A 16,558-nucleotide genomic window follows, 5' to 3' on the forward strand; every position below is an offset into this window, starting at 1 on the left:
CTGGTGGCGCGGCAGCGATACGCGTCTGCGGTCTGGATCGGTGGCCTCAGGTCCGTGTAGCAGTCCGCGGCTTCGGGGCGCGGCCAGTGTTCGCGCCGAGCACGAAGTCGACCAGCTGCCGGGCCAGCTCCGCCGTCGAGTGCCTGAGCTCATCGACCTTGTCCGGGGGGACCGTCAACGCGTGCATCATGGCCCCGCCAACCACGGTGTCGAGCAGCATGTCGAGAGAGGTCTCCGCCGCCAGTTCGCCCCGAGCGATCCCTCGCCGCACCATCGCCCGCGCCGCGAGAAGCTGCGCCAGCCGCGCCTCCCGGAAGTGCTCGCCGACCCCTGGGATCGAGTCGGCCTCCAGCATCAGCCGCATAGTCGCTTTGCCATTACGGCCGAGAAACCGGTCGAGGGATCTTTTCGCCAGGTGGACGAGGTCGCCGTCCAACGTGCCGGTATCGGCGTCGGCCACACCTGCCAGGTGTAGCGAGTGCGCGTCGCTCAGAAGCGCCTCTTTACTGTCCCACCGCAGGTAGATCGACGCCTTCCCTACCTGGGCGCGCCGCGCCACCGCCTCAATCGAGAACCCGGACCAGCCCACGTCCCCGAACAGGTCGAGCGCGGCCTGCATGATTCGCCCGTATACCTCGGGATCACGGGGCCGGCCGTTCGCCGCCGAAGTGCCCATCAAGACATCCTTCCACGTCTCCACGAGCCTTTGCAGAACGCGCTCTGAGTTGGTACTGTAACACACGCTGAACGTATACCGTTCAGTAATTCGGCCTCGAGAGTAAGGGAGCCATGCCGAAGCAGTCACCGATCCTGAACGGACTGGACAAGCCTTTTCATGCGGCGCTGAACGAAGATCGGCTGCTGGTCCAGAACCGCGCGATCGCCCATCCGGGGCAGGAGTTGGCGTTCGGCGGTGTCGTCACAGGCAAGCGCGAGGGCCGAGTCGTCGGCCCCGACATCTTCTGGCAACGCGGCGACAACGTGATGATGCCGGGCACCGCGGCCGTCGCTCAGCCGCTCCGGAGTGCGACGTGACCGGCCTGCGCGGTGAGGCGGCCATCGTCGGCATCGCCGAACTGCCCGCCGAGAGGAAGCTGAGCAGGCCGCCGTCGTTCACGCTCGATCAGTATGCGCGGCTTGCGCAGATGGTCATCGAGGACGCCGGTGTCGATCCCGCTGTGGTGAACGGGCTTTCGACCCACGGCATCTCCGAGTCGGATATGTTCGCGCCCGCGACCTTGTCCGAATACCTCGGACTGCCACTGGACTTCGGCGACCGCGTGGACCTGGGCGGCGCGTCCGCGGCGGCCATGGTGTGGCGGGCGGCCGCGGCCGTCGAGCTGGGGCAGTGCGACGCGGTGCTGGTCGTCACGACAGGTTCGATCAAGGTTCCGCGGTCCGAAGCACGACCCGGTCATAGCCTCGGCTGGTTCGGGGCGTCGAGCAACAGCTACGGCTCGCCGCAGGCGGAGTTCGAGATTCCGTACGGCAACGTCGGCCAGAACGGGCCGTACGCCCAGATCGCGCAGCGCTACGCCCACGAATTCGGCTACGATGCTGCGGCATTGGCGCGCATAGCGGTGCACCAGCGGGTAAACGCATGCGCTCACCCGGGCGCGGTCTTTCACGGCAAGCCGATCACCGTCGACGACGTGCTCAACAGCCCGGTGATCGCCGATCCCATCCACATGCTGGAAACCGTGATGCCGGTTCACGGTGGCGCCGCTGTGCTAGTCGCAAACGCCGACGTGGCCCGCCGATCTCGGAACCGTCCGGTGTGGGTCAAAGGGTTCGGCGAGCACATCCGCTACAAAACTCCCACTTACGCAGACGATCTCATAAACACACCGATCGCCCGTTCCGCGGAGCGCGCGTTCGCGATGGCTGGCGTGCAACGCTCCGACATCGACGTGGCTTCGATCTACGACTGCTACACGATCACCGTGCTGATGACACTGGAGGACGCCGGGTTCTGCCGGAAGGGTGAGGGCATGAAGTGGCTAACCGAGCACGACTTCACGTACCGAGGCGATTTTCCGATCAACACCGCCGGCGGACAACTGTCATTCGGACAGGCCGGAATGGCCGGCGGCATGCACCACGTCGTCGATGGCGCCCGCCAGGTGATGGGCCGCTCCGGCGACGCTCAGGTGCCGGACTGCCACCTCGCATTCGTCACCGGCAACGGCGGCATTATGAGCGAGCAGGTCGCGCTGATCCTGGGCGGTGACCGATGAGCATGCCGTTGCCGCTACCGACACCGGTGTCGCAGCCGTTCTGGGATGCGTTGCGCGAGCACCGGATCCTGATCCAGTACTCGCCGTCGGCGGACCGCTATGTGTTCTACCCGCGCACGCGGGCGCCGGGCACGTTGTCCGACGATTTGGAGTGGCGCGAGATCGACGGTGCCGGAACGCTGTACACATACAGCGTTGCGCGTCGACCCACCGGTCCGCCCTGGGCCGAGAAGGTGCCACAACTGCTGGCGGTTGTCGAATGGGACGCCGGCCCGCGGCTGAGCACCGAACTCGTCGACATCGACCCCGACGATATCCGCATCGGCATGCGCGTCGTCCCGGTCTTCTGCGACGAAGAGGGAATCACGCTGCTGCGGTATGGGCCCGCCGCGGAGTGAGGCTTGTCCGAGCGACCAGACTACATAGCCACATCCGTTGATCAGCAATCGAATTGAAGGGAAATCACGCATGCCAGACTTCGACACCGTCGTCAAGACACGACGATCCGTTCGGCGGTACCTGCCCACCCCCGTCCCCGAAGACGTCCTGACCAGAGTTCTGGACGCGGCTCAACACGCGCCGTCAAACTGCAACACCCAACCCTGGCAAGTTCACATCCTGTCCGGCGAGACCAAAGAAGCCTTCAGCAAGGCCATCATCGAGGCCTACGACAACGGAGAGGACACTAAGGACTTCTCCTTCTCCGTCGCCGATTACGACACCGATAGCCGAGCGCGGGCAAAAGCTCAGGGAGCCGCCTACTACGAGGCACTCGGCATCGCACGCGAAGACCGCGAACAACGCATCGACGCCGTGAAGATAAACTTGACGTTCTTCGGTGCCCCCCACGTCGCGCTGCTGTTCGCCCCCAGCGTCGGGGACAACGTGCGCATCGCCAGCGATATCGGAATGTACGCGCAGACGTTCCTGCTGGCATTGGTCGCCAACGGCCTGGCCGGAGTTCCGCAGACGAGCCTGGGTTCCTACGCCAAGCAGGCCCGATCGCTGCTGGGCCTACCCGAAGACCTGAAACTGCTCTTCGGCATCTCCTTCGGATACCCCGATACCGAAAGCCCTGCAGCCCGCTTCAACATCGGCCGAATGCCCGCCTCTCAGAGCGTATTCCATCACTCGTGATGGCTGTGGCTACGCGGTGGAAGGATGGGCACACGCCGGGGGCGGCACCGCTCAATACGGTTTGCGGACCGCCCTGCGCAACGCGCACCAGCATCTGGTGTCGGGCCGTGGCTGTCGGATACCGCTCAGGCATGGACCCGAATCATGTTGCAGCACTGTGCGATCGCCGAGTATTAGCGGTGAACTAGCAGGCTCGCCGCCGCTAGGCGTCGTGCTCCGTGGTCTTCTCGCCGCTTAGCCTTTCAGCAAGGGAGCGAGCTTCGTGCATATCGTCTGCACGTGCCGTAGCGCCCATTCTTCGGGCATCCCACCCAGCGAGGCCCACAAGAACACCGTCTCAGTGGGCGAATCGCCGATCATCGCGCGCACCTTCGACGCCATGGATTCTGGTGTCTCAAACCAGAAATAGTCCAAAACCCCCGCCTCGCGCTCGCGCAGTCGGTCTGGATCGACAGGGCGAGGTGGGGGACGTCCGGTCCCCTCCACCAGGTGTTTACGGTATGAATCAAGCTGATACGCAATATGTTTGGATACCACGGGCCAATCCGCCTCGGGATCGTCGGTGACCCACCCCTGCACCTGGCCGGCCATCCGCGCGGCGCTCACCTCGTGTCCACCCTCGACCAAACCCGCCCGGTACGGCTCCCAGAGGCGTCCATCCGCGCTCAGCAAGCTCTCACCGAGAAGGCCGGCCCGCCGCGCCCCTTGCGGTCCCTGATAACCCATCCAGATCGGCGGCCGTGACTGAACCGGTCGGGGCGTTACCCCGCCCGGGCCCCACAACCGTCGCACCTCGCGCGCACAAGCGTCGGTCTGGCCGTAGCGGCGCTCCAGGCTCTTGCCGAACAAGGCGTACTCGGGCACTCGGTAGCCCGCGCCGAGTCCGAGATCGAGGCGTCCGTCCGAGACGAGATCCACCACCGCAGACTGTTCGGCGATCTCGACGGGATGGTGCAGCGGAGCGATGAGGATCGCGGTGCCGATCCGGACCCGCGTGGTCCGTGCGGCCACCGCGGCCGCGAACGTCAGCGGCGAGGCGATGTAATCGTCGTCGAACTGGTGGTGCTCGGTGAGCCAGATCGAATGCGCGCCAAGATGTTCAGCCTCCTGGCAGAGCTCCAGTGCGAACGCGTGCAATCTGGCAGGGTCCTGCCGCCATCGAGGTGGATTGCGAAGGTCGAATTGCAACCCCACGTTGATCGGGGTCGTTGGTGACGGCACTGGGCCTCCTGGCACTGGTTGTTGATCATCTAACTATTTGCTCGGTGTCGTATACGCCCAAAGCTCCGGCGCTGCCGCGCGCTTGCATGCTTCCGTCACCGCGATGAAGGCGCGCGAATGCACGCCTTCATCGCGGCAGGAGCTTGGCACTGCTTCGTGGATCATTCATGGACATACAATGATCCGCCGCCTCCTATGTCAGCGAGTGAAGAACTTCAGCGGTCGCTCGACGAATTCGAAGACGACGCCGTCCGGTGAGCGCACGAATGCGACCCACAGACCATCGATGGGAGTTCCCGGTAGCGGGCAATAGATCGGCTCGCGCTGCCGTTCGACCCCATCCGGAACCAAAGACCATGCTTTCCGCACGTCTTCGACGCGCAGCGCGCACCGATACAGTCCCTGACTATTGCCACCCTCCGGGAGCGGATACTTGCTCGTGTCCGGGTGCTGCACCACCGTCACGGTGAACTGGTGTTGATCCTCGGGTAGTGCCAGCCGCGCCATGACACATTGCACCTCATTGTCGCCACCGCGTGGCGCTAGCTGATCCCCGATGATCCCTACGTCGGTCGGATCGCTCAGGACCGCGAATCCGATTGCGCTCAGAAATTCGATAGTGGCCATTGCGTCCACGGCCATGATCCGTATGCCGGCGAACAGTGCACCCGGCAAATCGCTTTCCGCTTCGGTCAGTTCGACGACGATGCCGTCGCCATCGACCACGAGCACCGAACGGGCACCGGAAATGAGCCCCGTAATCGGTTCGCTCACTTCGTATCCGGCGTCGCGAAGCTCAGTCACCGTGTAGTCGAGGTCATTGACGGTGAATAGGGCCGCGCGAATACCCGGGCGGACCGGATCCGTATTGTGGTCCGGTTTCAGGGGTGGGTCCTGCCACTCGATCACTTCGACCGAGCAGGCGTTGCGGCCGCCACGTGCGTCATACAGAAAAGTTGCGGTACTGCGCACGTCGCCCTCGAATCCGAGGACAGACCCATCGCCAGCCGCATCGGGGTCCGTGCGCATCCGCGCCGACAGGCCCAGCTGTTTCGCGTACAGCGCTTCGGTGGCATCCAGTGATCCACAATTGAGATTCACATGCAGGAATCGCCTCGCCAAGTCCTCGCTTACCGCCATCGCTACAACACCGCACCTTTCACCTTAAAATCGATTACTTCGTCCTCGCTGTAGCCGAGTTCGGCCAACAGGTCGTCGGTGTGTTCCCCATGCCCGGGCGCACGGCCGAGGTTCAGAGGGGATTCGTTGAACTGCACCGGGCTTGCCGCGAGCGCGAACTCGTTGCCATTCGCGTCGCGCGTGCGTGGCAGATAGCCATTGGCAAGTGCCTGGGGATCACTATGCAACTCGAGGGCGGTGCGGACCACGTCCCATACTCCCTCGAACCCGGCAAATGCTCTCTCCCAGTGCGCAAGGTCCTCTGCCTCGAATGTCTTGCACAGCTCGGCAATACAACTAACCCGGTTCTCAAAACGGACCGCTGCATTGGCGTAGCGCTCATCGTCGATCATGTCGGGGCGGTTGATGCGCTTACAGAAGTCGCCCCAGAACCGATCTGCCTGAAGCAAAACGAATTGAATGAATCGACCGTCGCGAGTCTTGTACGACCTGGCCACGGGATTGGGGAACTCGTCCCTTGGAAACATGGGGACGTCAGCCCCGGTGATGCCCGCGCCGACGATGTCGGGGCTCAGCTGCCAGATCGCGGAGCTGAGAAGGGAAACATCGACGATCGACGGTTCACCTGTTCGTTCCCGCTTGACGAGCGCACCTGCGATCCCAGCCGCGATCGCCAGCCCGCCGTAGACATCACCGAACGCCGCCCGCTGGGACGGCGGATAGGACCCATCGCTTGCGGCGTAGGCATTCGCGATGCCGCCGCGCGCCCAGTACGCGGCGGCATCGAAGCCGCCCTGGTCAGCCAACTCACCTTTGGTGCCGTAGCCAGAACCACGTGCGTAGATGATCTTCGGGTTGCGGGCCCGTAGGTGTTCGACGTCGATGCCCATCCGCTGCCGCGATCCCGGCAGCAGGTTCGTGAGAAACACGTCGGCTGATTCGACGAGCTTCATCAACAGCTCGAGCCCCTCAGGAGTAGAGGTGTCGAGGCCGATGCTGCGCTTACCGCGGTTGGGCAGCTCGATGAAATGGTTGACTCCGCTAGCGCCCGGAACCAAGCCCGAGCTGATCAAACCCCGTTGCGGGTCGCCAGTCTCAGGGTGTTCGATCTTGATGACGTCGGCGCCCCAGTCAGCGAGCACCGCACCCGCCGCCGGGACGAACGTCCATGCGGCCAGTTCGACCACACGGATACCACTGAGGATGTCTGTCATGCCGTCCTTCGTCTCTAATGAGTTGCCGCGGCGCCCTGCTCAGCCGACTGGGTAGCCAATGACTTTGGTTTGCAGGTACTGCTCGAAACCTTCGACACCGTTTTGGCGGCCGATGCCGCTCATCTTGTAGCCGCCGAATGGAGCATCGGGCCCATACCACATGCCGCCGTTGACCATCATCGCGCCGGTACGGATGCGACGGGCTACAGCCATTGCCCGCTCGGGCGAACCCATTACGCCGCCTGCCAACCCATACATCGAGTTGTTCGCCAGTTCGACGGCCCCATCGTCGCCGCCGTCGTAGGGAGTGATGGTCAGTACCGGGCCGAAGATCTCCTCCTGGAAGATGCGCATATCCGGGGTGACGTCGGCGAAAATGGTTGGCGCCACAAAATATCCGCGCTCGCACCCTTCCGGCGCACCGCCGCCGATCATCAGACGTGCACCTTGCGACTTGCCGCTGTCGATGTATTCCATGACACGGTCGCGCTGTTTGGCGGACACCAGCGGGCCGCAGAATATGGCCGGATCGGTTGGGTCGCCGCATTGAATCCCGGCGAACGTCGCGGTTGCGACCTCGACGGCCTGCTCGTAATTCTGCCGCGGGACCAGCATCCGGGTCGTCAGAGCGCAGCCCTGGCCGGAGTGGATCAACATTCCCATGCAGCCAGGCAGCGCCAGATTCATGTCGGCGTCGTCGAGAACGATGTAGGCCGATTTTCCGCCCAGTTCAAGCAGATTGCGCTTCATCGTGTCGCCGGACAGTCGCTGGATCAGTTTTCCGACGGCCGTCGACCCAGTGAAGGAGATCATGTCGACCCGCGGATCCGTGATCAACGTCTGGGCGATCTCATTGTCGGACGCCGGCACGATGTTGACTACGCCCGCGGGAATGTCGGTCTTCTCCGCGATGATGCGCCCCCACCGCAGCGCGCTCCACGGCGTCTCCATGGCAGGCTTTAGAACCATCGTGTTGCCGGTGGCAAGTATCTGGCCGATCTTGTTGCTGATGATTTCGAAGGGGAAGTTCCACGGGGTGATCGCGCCGACAACGCCCATCGGTTCCTTCACGACGAAACGGTTGGCGGGCATGCCCATCAACTCGCTCCGGTCGAGTTCTCTTTCCCATGGAAATTGTGTGATGTACTCGGCCGGCCACCGCACTGCGTCAGACAACGGCCATTCCAGCTGCGCAATATAGGTCGCACTCAGTGGAGCACCCACTTCGGCGACCAGCTCGGCGCGCATCTGTTCCTTCTCTTCCTGCAGCGCGTTGTGCAGCTGGAGCAGACAGCGCTGGCGGAACTCGTGGTTGGTCGACCAGTCGGTGGCGTCGAAAGCACGGCGCGCAGCGGCGACGGCCTCCTCCATGTCCTGGGGGCCGGCGTCGGAGGCCACCCCAAGGACCTCTTCGGTGGCCGGATTGGTGTTGTCGATCGTCTGGCCGGTCGACGACTCACGCAACCGACCGTCGACATACAGGCGTGACTCCGGATTGAAGCTCACGGTGGACGCGGCGACCGGCGATGTCGTCATTGGCAGGACCTCTCGCTTGCGATGCGGATGTGTTGTCTAGTGTACTAGAGTATCGCTAATTGTTTAGCTATTTTAACGCAGGTCCATCCGTGGCCGCTCCGGCCACTTGACGCACAGTGAGGTGCCATGAGCAACCGTCTTGACGGCAAAGTCGCATTCATCACCGGGGCGGGACGTGGCCAAGGCCGCGCCCACGCGGTCCGCATGGCGCAGGAAGGTGCCGACGTCATCGCCGTCGACATCTGCGAGGACATCAAGTCGAATCCGTATCCGATGGCATCGGCCGAAGACCTCGACCAGACGACGAAGTTGGTCACCGATCTTGGCCGCCGCATCCTGGCGATCAAGGCCGATGTGCGGGAGCGCGATCAGCTGCGCGCGGCCGTCGAGGCTGGTCTGTCGGAGTTCGGCCATCTCGACATCGTGGTAGCCAATGCGGGCATCCTGCCGATGGCGATGGGGGACCCGGAGGCCAGCGATTTCGTCGACGCGACCGACGTTGACCTGCTCGGTGTGATGAACGCCGTTGCGGTGTCGATTCGTCATCTTGGGGACGGGTCGTCCGTCATCGTCACCGGATCGACGGCGGGCATGATGCCCAACACCACCAATAATCCGGTGATGGGCCCCGGCGGTGCCGGGTATGGCTGGTCCAAGCGCACGCTCATCGGCTATGTCGAAGAGATGGCGGTGCATCTGGCGCCGCGGTTCATCCGGGTGAACGCCATCCATCCCACGAACGTCAACACCCATCTGCTGCATAACGAAGGCCTGTACAAATCGTTCCGCCCCGATTTGGAGAATCCCACCCGAGAAGACGTGGAACCGGCTTTCACCTTTTTCCAGGCCATGCCGATTCCCTACATTGAGCCGGAGGACGTCGCCAATCTTGCGGTGTTCCTGGCCAGCGACGAGTCGCGGTACATAACCGGGCAGCAGATCCGCATCGACGCCGGATCGTTGCTCAAGTTCCCCGCGGGTCCGCCACAGTGATGGTGATCAGCCACCGTGGGCACTGAGCCGGCGAGATAAATCCCGCAGCGGGGCGCCGGCTCGCGAAGTTGTCGCCGCCTACGCACGAAACGCGGAGTGTCGCCGCAGAAGTCCAAACCGGCGCACTCGGGGCCGAGTCGGTTCGCCGACCTGTGTGCGTACATCAGAGATCTTGTCGCCGACCCTCGCCGCGTGCTCGATGCTGCCCCGGGCACGCGGGTTGTGCATGCGACGTAGGAGGGGGTCTAGGCGCACGGGTTGGGAGGGAGCGTCTTTGGCGACTCCTGCGACGACGGCGCTCGTGCTCGGGCGCATCACCTCCACACCGACGACCTCGTCACGGAGTGGTCGAGTTCCGCGCCGCGGACGCTGTCCAGACGCATTAGTCAGCGGCGGGCACCAGTAGTGCTGAGCCTGATTGCACTTGCACCCCAGCAAGAATGATGTCGACCAACGACTCAGCGAACGTCGGAAATGTCTTGCGCAGCCGAGCGCGTCCGGTTTCAGCGGTCATCTCCCAATGGGTGCAAAGGCCGCCAACTAGGAGATCCACAATCGTCGACGATCGGACGCCTTTGGCGATTTCGCCGCGCTTGATAGCCCTTCGGGTGATGTCACGCGCTGCCTCCGTCCGCGGCCGCACGATGCGATCCCGGTGGAGTGCGAGCAGCGCGGGGTTGGCCTGACTGTCATAGGCGACCCGACGCGAAGCCAGCGCACGGTCGGGTTGCTCATACCACGCCACCCACTGGCGTGCGTAGTCGAGAAGGTCTTCACGAACCGACCCGCAGTCTCGTGCCGTCGGGAAGGCGGACATGTCAAGAGCGGCGATGAGCAGTTGCTCTCGATTGGACCAACGCCGGTAGATCGCAGGCTTTCCCACGCCCGCTTCACGCGCGATCGACTCGAAGGTGAAGCCACCCCAACCCTCGCGGGCGTACACGCGCAGGGCGGCGTCGAAAACGCGGGGTTCGATCAGCGGGTCCCGCTTGCGTCCCGGTGCACGGCGCGCGACAGCTTTTGGCATAACGCGTCCTTCCGCGAGCTCTTAGCGTACGGGTACCGTACGGATCTTACCGTCTTGCGTGTTACCCTGCTAACATATCGAACGTCATTCGTACGAAATCTTTAGCGTGAGGGGCCTCAGCCAGGTGACAGCACGAGAAGCTCAAACTGACGTTGTCACGCCCGAGGAGTTCCGCGTCGCGGTGCGTGAGTGGTTTCGCGCTAACGTCGACCCGGCCGCGGAAGCGACTTACACCGACGAGGATCGCAAGCGGACAACCGCCGCAGCGTACGACGCAGGGCTGCTGCACGTAACCTGGCCGGTCGAGTATGGCGGCCGTGGATTACCCCCGCAGTACCAGACCATCTTCAACGATGAATCCTCCTCTTACGCCTGGTCTTTGGTGTACAGCGCCGTCACCGTGGGGATCTGCGCGGCAACCCTGCTCGACACCGGCACCGAAGAGCAGAAGCGACGCCACATTCCCGCGATGCTGCGCGGTGATGAAGACTGGACCCAGCTGTTGTCCGAACCGGGCGCCGGTTCAGATCTGGGCGGTGCCGCCACCCGTGCGACGCGCGACGCCGACCAGTTCGTGCTCAACGGGCAGAAAGTCTGGACCTCCGGAGCCGCGGATGCGGACTTCGCGGCGGCACTCGTACGCACCGACGCCTCGGTGTCCAAGTACAAGGGCCTTTCCATGGTGATCGTCGACATGACCAGCCCTGGCATAGATGTGCGACCACTGCGGCAGATGACCGGCGAATCTCACTTCAACGAAGTGTTCCTCGACGACGTTCGCGTACCGCTCGCCAATCTGATGGGCGAGTACAACGGCGGCTGGAGCGTTCTGAACCGGATGCTCATGCACGAGCGCATCGCGCTGAGCGCCGGTACCACCGGCGACAACGTATTCGACCCAGACAGATTCGACGACCTGGTTGCCCTGGCCCGCGCCCGCGGAGTCGACGCTGATCCCTCGGTGCGTACCCGGCTGGCCAATGTCTACATCGACAAGCAGCTGATGAATTTCATGGGCCATCGGACCAGGGCGGCCGCCGCCGCGGGCTTGGAGATGGGTCCGGTGGGGTCCATCGGCAAGGTCGGCATCGCCCGCAACGCACGATCGACGGCCGAGACCGCGATCTATATCGGTGGGCCCGACGTACTCGCTTGGGAGCCAGGTGATCTCGACAGCGAGCGTTGGGCACACGACCTGTTGTTCTTCCCGATGACCGCCATCGCCGGCGGCACAACCGAGATCCAGAAGAACACGATCGCCGAACGGGTGCTCGGGTTGCCCCGCGAACCGCAGGCCGACCGAGACGTCCCGTTCAATCAGATCCCCAAAGACCCCGCCCGCTCCAACGGGCACTGACCGACAGCGAGGTACAAGTGTTCATTCCCGATGTAGTGAGCGAGGAACACGCCGAGCTGCGCGCAACGGTTCGCCGATTTCTGGAAAGCCGCTCCCCTGAGGCCGCCGTACGCAACGTTGTCGACAGCGAAGCCGGCTACGACGTCGAACTCTGGAGTCAGATGGCCGGGCAGCTGGGGCTTCACGGCCTCGGCCTGCCCGAAGCCTACGGCGGTTCCGGGTACGGCGCCGAGGAGACCACCATCGTCTACGAAGAACTGGGGCGGGCGCTGGTTCCCTCCCCGTTCTTCCCGACGGTCGCGCTGGCTGGAGGGCTGCTTGTCGCGATCGGCGACGGCGATGCGAACCAGCGTTACCTGACGGCCATCGCCAGCGGTGAGCTCGTCGCGACTGTAGCGATCGCCGAACGCGCCGGATCCTGGCAGCCCCAAGACTTGTCAGAGGTGGTCGCCGAGCTCCGTGACGGCGAATGGCGCCTCTCCGGCGAGAAGACCACCGTGTTGTCCGCCGACTCCGCAGGGTTGATTCTGGCGGTCGTCACGACCGACACCGGGACCAGTGTTTACGCGGTCGATCCGGCCGCGCCGGGAGTTGAGATCGTGCCACTGACGGCGCTCGACGTCACTCGTCGCCAGTCGAAGGTGCGCTTCGACAACGCGCCGGCCACACTCATCGGCGAGCACGGCGCCACAGCGGACGCCGTCGCGTCCATGCTTGACCACGCATCGGTCGCACTGGCTGCCGAACAAGCCGGTGCCGCAGGCTATTTGATGCAGCTGTCGGTGGATTACGCGAAACTCCGGTACCAGTTTGGCCGGCCGATCGGGTCATTCCAGGCGATCAAACACAAGCTCGCTGAGATGGCCTTCGACGTCGAACGGATGGACTCAGTGGTCCGCCACGCCGCCACAGTAGCGGCGGCCGAGTCGCCGGAATTGGCGGTGGTTGCCTCGATCGCCAAGGTGTTCTGCTCGGAAGCGTTCTTCCGCGTCGCCGCCGAGACGATCCAGGTCCACGGCGGCATCGGCTTCACGTGGGAGCACCCCGCGCACTTGTACTTCCGTCGGGCGAAGAGTGGCGAATACCTCCTCGGCAATCCGGCGAAGCACCGCGAGGTGCTGCTGGAGAAACTCGGCGTGTAGTGGTGAAACCGTCTCAGTGAATTGCGCTATTCCGTTATCTGTATAACTATATAGGCTGATGACCATCCGCCGCGCCGTCGAAATCTCAGTGGCAACAGGCCCCACAAGCTACGGCACAGCGCACAAAGTCCGGAGGTGACGCATGAAGGTTCGCGTGGACAACAGCAAGTGCATGGGTCATGCACAGTGCTGGGCGGTAAGCCCGGAGTTGTTCCCGATCGATGACTCCGGCTACTCGAATCTACAGACCCACGAAGTAAGGCCGCAGGATGAGCAGCTCACCCGGGAAGGCGTGGAGGCCTGCCCCGAGCGCGCGCTCGTCCTTGAAGATGACGGCTGACTTGCGCGGAGTCCGCACACCGCCGAGACCCGCCATTCCGGATCGCCGCGTGGCGATCTGCTGGGTCTCGACCCTGCCTATTAACAAACACGACACTAGGACGGAACGCACTCGCGATGACGGATTATCAGTTCATCACCTACGAAACCCTCGACCACGGGCTGATCGCCCGAATCATGCTCAACCGGCCGGACGTGCGAAACGCGCAGAACCGTGGATTGCTGGTCGAACTGAACGAGGCTTTCCTGCGGGCCGAGGCCGACGATCAGGTGCGAGTCGTGATCCTGGGCGCATTGGGCCCGATGTTCTCATCGGGTCACGATCTTGGTTCGAAGGCGTTCGTTAGCGAAAGTACGCCGGGACCGCAACAGCATCCGACCTTCCGGATCAACGGCGGCACCCGCCAAGGCGCAGAGCAGACCATGCTTCAGGAGTGGCATTACTTCTTCGAGAACACCCGGCGGTGGCGAAACCTGCGCAAAATCACTGTTGCCCAAGTACACGGCGATGTGTACGCCGCGGCCCTGATGCTGATGTGGGCGTGCGACCTGATCGTGGCCGCCGACAACACCCGCTTCGCCGACGTCGTTGGAACGCGCTTGGGCATGTGCGGCGTGGAGTACTTCGCCCATCCATGGGAATTCGGGCCACGCAAGACCAAGGAGCTGCTGCTCACGGGCGACTCGTTGTCGGTCGACGAGGCGTATCAACTAGGCATGGTGTCGAAGGTCTTTCCCGAGGCCGAGCTGGCCGACAGCACCTTGCAATTCGCCCGCCGTATCGCCGAACGGCCGACCATGGCAGCACTGCTCGCCAAGGAGGCAGTGAACCAAACCATGGACAACATGGGCTTCTACAACGCGCTCAATGCATGCTTCACACTGCATGAACTCAATCATTCACATTGGGCGCAGATCCACGACGATAAATACATGGCGGGCCGGGCTGAGGATGGCGTACCCGATTGGCGCACTGCTCCCCCAATCGTGCCCGCGCTAAAGGATCAGGTAAGCGCCACTACCTAGTCGCACCGGCGACCTTCTATTCTGGTGCGCTCGATGGAAAACGGTGACGCTCAATCCCTCCCCATTCGAAGATTAGGCGTCAAGATCATGCCGCCACTTCGCGACGGCATTCGGGCGGAGCTATCGATTTCGGGCACGAGCAGGTCGATCCACGCTCACTCGCGGCAACCCGCCGGGACACCATCGAGGTCGACAATCAATTCTCGAGCCGACCCGAGTTTGCGGTTCCTTCAAAGCGATACCGGAAGGATCTGACTTTGGTCGCGACAGTGGCTCACCTACTCGATCTACTCGATGTCGGTTTCGTCGATACACACCACTATCAAGGGGCAACGCCCGAGATCGGGATGGCCAGGGTTTTCGGCGGCCAAGCCGCAGCTCAGGCGTTGGTCGCAGCCGCGAAAACTGTCGATGCGCAACGCGTTCCCCATTCTCTGCATACGCAATTCCTGGGCGCTGGGCGGCTGGGGCCGCCGATCGATTTCCACGTGGAAAACGTTCGCGACTCGGCTGCCTTTTCTAGTCGCCGAGTGGTTGCCCTTCAAGAGGGGCGCAGTCTATTGACAGCGCATGCTTCGTTCCACATTCCGGAGCCCGGGCCGGAGCATCAACTCGTTGACCCCGACGTAGGCCGCCATGTTCGCGACCGCCAAGTGCCCTCACGGCCGTTTCCCGCAGAGTGGCCGGATTTCTACCGGCAATGGTCGTCGCTGGACGTCCACTGGGACCCCGCTGCCCACTTGAGCGGACCCCGTACGACCACGGGTCGGGGTGCGCGATCTGGCGTGTGGCTGCGGACATCGGAACCCATCGACGTTGCGCCGGCATTACATTGCGGGATTCTCGCGTGCGTATCAGACCTCACTCTGCTGACCACCGCCTTCGTCCCTCATGAAAAGACCCCTCACTCGGCCACTAGAACCTTCACGCTCGACCACTGCGTGTGGTTTCACCGCACATTTCGCGCCGACGAATGGTTGCACTTTGAGCAGCTATCACCGATCGCGGCAGAGGGCCGCGCATTCTGCATGGGGCGATTCGTCGACGCGCGTGGCCAACATGTCGCAACCGCAACTCAGGAAGGACTCATCCGTGAATGGTAAAGAACCTCAGAAGGTGGGGGCGGAGCTGGCTACCCACGTAATCGCGGGACGCCTCGACGCACCTGGACGACGCACATTCGCTAAGCACGCCGACCGCGAACTGATGGCCGAAGTGCTGGCAATCGGTGTGACTGGTCAGCGCTGGGACAGCCAGGTTGACGCATGACACGAAATGACTTGGACGCCCAGGCGGTCCGAACGCCGGCGGAGATGTTCGACCTGACCGGCCGCATCTGCATCGTCACCGGAGCATCCAGTGGCCTCGGCCAACGGTTTGCGCGGGTTCTGGCCCACTCAGGCGCCCAGGTGATCGCCGTTGCGCGGCGAGCTGACCGGCTCACCGCGCTTGACGACGCGCACGACAACATCCACTCACACCCAGCCGATGTGACGGACGAAGCGATGATGAGCGCACTCGTCGACGAGACCGTATCGCGATACGGCCGCATCGACGCATTGGTGAATAACGCCGGCGCAGGAAACCCGTCGCCGGCGACGCAGGAACCTCTCGAAGACTTCCGCCGCTCCCTCGAACTCAACCTCGTCGCCGTCTTCAACCTAGCGAGAATGGTCGCGGTCCCCATGCTCGCAGCGGGGAAAGGGTCGATCATCAATATCGCGTCGATCTACGGCTTGAGATCCTCGTGGCCGATCCCGAACAACAGCTACACCGCGTCAAAGGGCGCCGTCGTCAACTTAACCCGCGAACTCGGGTGTCAATGGGCGGACGCAGGCGTGCGTGTCAACGCCATCGCCCCGGGATTCTTCCCGTCCGAGTCGACGGTGGGCATGGAAGACCCCTCTAGCGCTAGGTTCATCAGACGTCGAACGCCAATGCGGCGCATGGGCATCCCTCATGAACTGGACGGCACCCTGGTCTACCTCGCTAGCGACGCGTCCTCGTTCGTCACCGGGCAGACTCTGGCCGTCGACGGCGGATGGACTTCGTACTGACAGCCCGCCAGACCAACTCCCCCACAACAGCCGCCCCAGGTGAGCCAGTGCCGATGTGATGGTCGTGTCCACCACCGAGCGCCCGCATCCACTGCGGGTGCGCCTTGACACGTACCCGATCATTCGGTCATT

The 16,558-nt window shown here is 63.4% G+C and carries 18 protein-coding genes; 12 read left to right on the forward strand and 6 right to left on the reverse strand.

The features are described from left to right. Window positions 1-46: 46 nt before the first annotated feature. Complete coding sequence (locus ACWW36_RS03635; protein ID WP_456140243.1) at window positions 47-676, reverse strand: TetR/AcrR family transcriptional regulator; 630 nt, start codon at window positions 674-676, stop codon at window positions 47-49. A gap of 113 nt (window positions 677-789) precedes the next feature. Between ACWW36_RS03635 and ACWW36_RS03640 the strand changes: the two genes are divergently transcribed. The 4 genes from ACWW36_RS03640 to ACWW36_RS03655 all read left to right on the forward strand — a co-directional run bounded on the left by ACWW36_RS03640 (window position 790) and on the right by ACWW36_RS03655 (window position 3,374). Beyond that, a complete protein-coding gene (locus ACWW36_RS03640) occupies window positions 790-1,035 on the forward strand; it encodes a hypothetical protein (protein WP_456140244.1) in 246 nt (81 codons plus the stop codon). Continuing rightward, window positions 1,032-2,237, forward strand: a complete 1,206-nt coding sequence (locus ACWW36_RS03645) for a thiolase family protein (RefSeq protein ID WP_456140245.1) — start codon at window positions 1,032-1,034, stop codon at window positions 2,235-2,237. The genes ACWW36_RS03640 and ACWW36_RS03645 overlap by 4 nt, the downstream gene beginning before the upstream one ends. Then, on the forward strand, window positions 2,234-2,635 hold the full coding sequence (locus ACWW36_RS03650; protein ID WP_456140246.1) for a Zn-ribbon domain-containing OB-fold protein: 402 nt from the start codon (window positions 2,234-2,236) through the stop codon (window positions 2,633-2,635). The genes ACWW36_RS03645 and ACWW36_RS03650 overlap by 4 nt, the downstream gene beginning before the upstream one ends. Before the next feature lie 70 nt (window positions 2,636-2,705). Then, window positions 2,706-3,374, forward strand: a complete 669-nt coding sequence (locus tag ACWW36_RS03655; protein WP_456140247.1) for a nitroreductase — start codon at window positions 2,706-2,708, stop codon at window positions 3,372-3,374. A 234-nt stretch (window positions 3,375-3,608) separates the two neighbouring features. Here ACWW36_RS03655 and ACWW36_RS03660 read toward each other — a convergent pair whose 3' ends face one another. From ACWW36_RS03660 to ACWW36_RS03675, 4 genes are all read right to left on the reverse strand, one after another. Then, window positions 3,609-4,595 (reverse strand): LLM class flavin-dependent oxidoreductase, encoded by a 987-nt coding sequence (locus tag ACWW36_RS03660; protein WP_456140248.1) that lies wholly within the window; start codon window positions 4,593-4,595, stop codon window positions 3,609-3,611. A 198-nt stretch (window positions 4,596-4,793) separates the two neighbouring features. Then, complete coding sequence (locus ACWW36_RS03665; RefSeq protein WP_456140249.1) at window positions 4,794-5,735, reverse strand: VOC family protein; 942 nt, start codon at window positions 5,733-5,735, stop codon at window positions 4,794-4,796. A gap of 2 nt (window positions 5,736-5,737) precedes the next feature. Continuing rightward, window positions 5,738-6,949 (reverse strand): CaiB/BaiF CoA transferase family protein, encoded by a 1,212-nt coding sequence (locus ACWW36_RS03670; protein ID WP_456140250.1) that lies wholly within the window; start codon window positions 6,947-6,949, stop codon window positions 5,738-5,740. A gap of 39 nt (window positions 6,950-6,988) precedes the next feature. After that, a complete protein-coding gene (locus ACWW36_RS03675; protein WP_456140251.1) occupies window positions 6,989-8,485 on the reverse strand; it encodes an aldehyde dehydrogenase family protein in 1,497 nt (498 codons plus the stop codon). A gap of 126 nt (window positions 8,486-8,611) precedes the next feature. Here ACWW36_RS03675 and ACWW36_RS03680 point away from each other — a divergent pair, with 126 nt between their 5' ends. Then, window positions 8,612-9,478 carry a mycofactocin-coupled SDR family oxidoreductase gene (locus ACWW36_RS03680; protein ID WP_456140252.1) on the forward strand — a complete coding sequence of 289 codons (867 nt, stop codon included), beginning with the start codon at window positions 8,612-8,614 and terminating at the stop codon, window positions 9,476-9,478. A gap of 382 nt (window positions 9,479-9,860) precedes the next feature. Here the strand turns inward: ACWW36_RS03680 and ACWW36_RS03685 are convergent, their stop codons facing one another. Then, window positions 9,861-10,505 carry a TetR/AcrR family transcriptional regulator gene (locus ACWW36_RS03685; RefSeq protein ID WP_456140253.1) on the reverse strand — a complete coding sequence of 215 codons (645 nt, stop codon included), beginning with the start codon at window positions 10,503-10,505 and terminating at the stop codon, window positions 9,861-9,863. A 124-nt stretch (window positions 10,506-10,629) separates the two neighbouring features. On the opposite strand from ACWW36_RS03685, the gene ACWW36_RS03690 reads away from it, so the two are divergent. The 7 genes from ACWW36_RS03690 (at window position 10,630) to ACWW36_RS03720 (ending at window position 16,426) form a co-directional block, all read left to right on the forward strand. Continuing rightward, window positions 10,630-11,862 (forward strand): acyl-CoA dehydrogenase family protein, encoded by a 1,233-nt coding sequence (locus ACWW36_RS03690; protein ID WP_456140254.1) that lies wholly within the window; start codon window positions 10,630-10,632, stop codon window positions 11,860-11,862. 17 nt (window positions 11,863-11,879) lie between these two features. Next, window positions 11,880-13,004 (forward strand): acyl-CoA dehydrogenase family protein, encoded by a 1,125-nt coding sequence (locus ACWW36_RS03695; protein ID WP_456140255.1) that lies wholly within the window; start codon window positions 11,880-11,882, stop codon window positions 13,002-13,004. A gap of 142 nt (window positions 13,005-13,146) precedes the next feature. Then, window positions 13,147-13,344, forward strand: a complete 198-nt coding sequence (locus ACWW36_RS03700) for a ferredoxin (RefSeq protein ID WP_456140256.1) — start codon at window positions 13,147-13,149, stop codon at window positions 13,342-13,344. Between the two features lie 116 nt (window positions 13,345-13,460). After that, on the forward strand, window positions 13,461-14,369 hold the full coding sequence (locus tag ACWW36_RS03705) for an enoyl-CoA hydratase (RefSeq protein ID WP_456140257.1): 909 nt from the start codon (window positions 13,461-13,463) through the stop codon (window positions 14,367-14,369). Window positions 14,370-14,716: 347 nt separating this feature from the next. Next, window positions 14,717-15,472 (forward strand): acyl-CoA thioesterase, encoded by a 756-nt coding sequence (locus ACWW36_RS03710; protein ID WP_456142352.1) that lies wholly within the window; start codon window positions 14,717-14,719, stop codon window positions 15,470-15,472. After that, entirely contained in the window at window positions 15,462-15,638 is a 177-nt protein-coding gene (locus tag ACWW36_RS03715) for a hypothetical protein (protein WP_456140258.1), read from the forward strand. Before ACWW36_RS03710 ends, ACWW36_RS03715 begins: the two co-directional genes overlap by 11 nt. Further along, window positions 15,635-16,426 (forward strand): SDR family NAD(P)-dependent oxidoreductase, encoded by a 792-nt coding sequence (locus ACWW36_RS03720; RefSeq protein ID WP_456140259.1) that lies wholly within the window; start codon window positions 15,635-15,637, stop codon window positions 16,424-16,426. The genes ACWW36_RS03715 and ACWW36_RS03720 overlap by 4 nt, the downstream gene beginning before the upstream one ends. The last annotated feature ends 132 nt before the right edge of the window (window positions 16,427-16,558 follow it).

The organism is Mycobacterium sp. MMS18-G62, assembly GCF_053877835.1.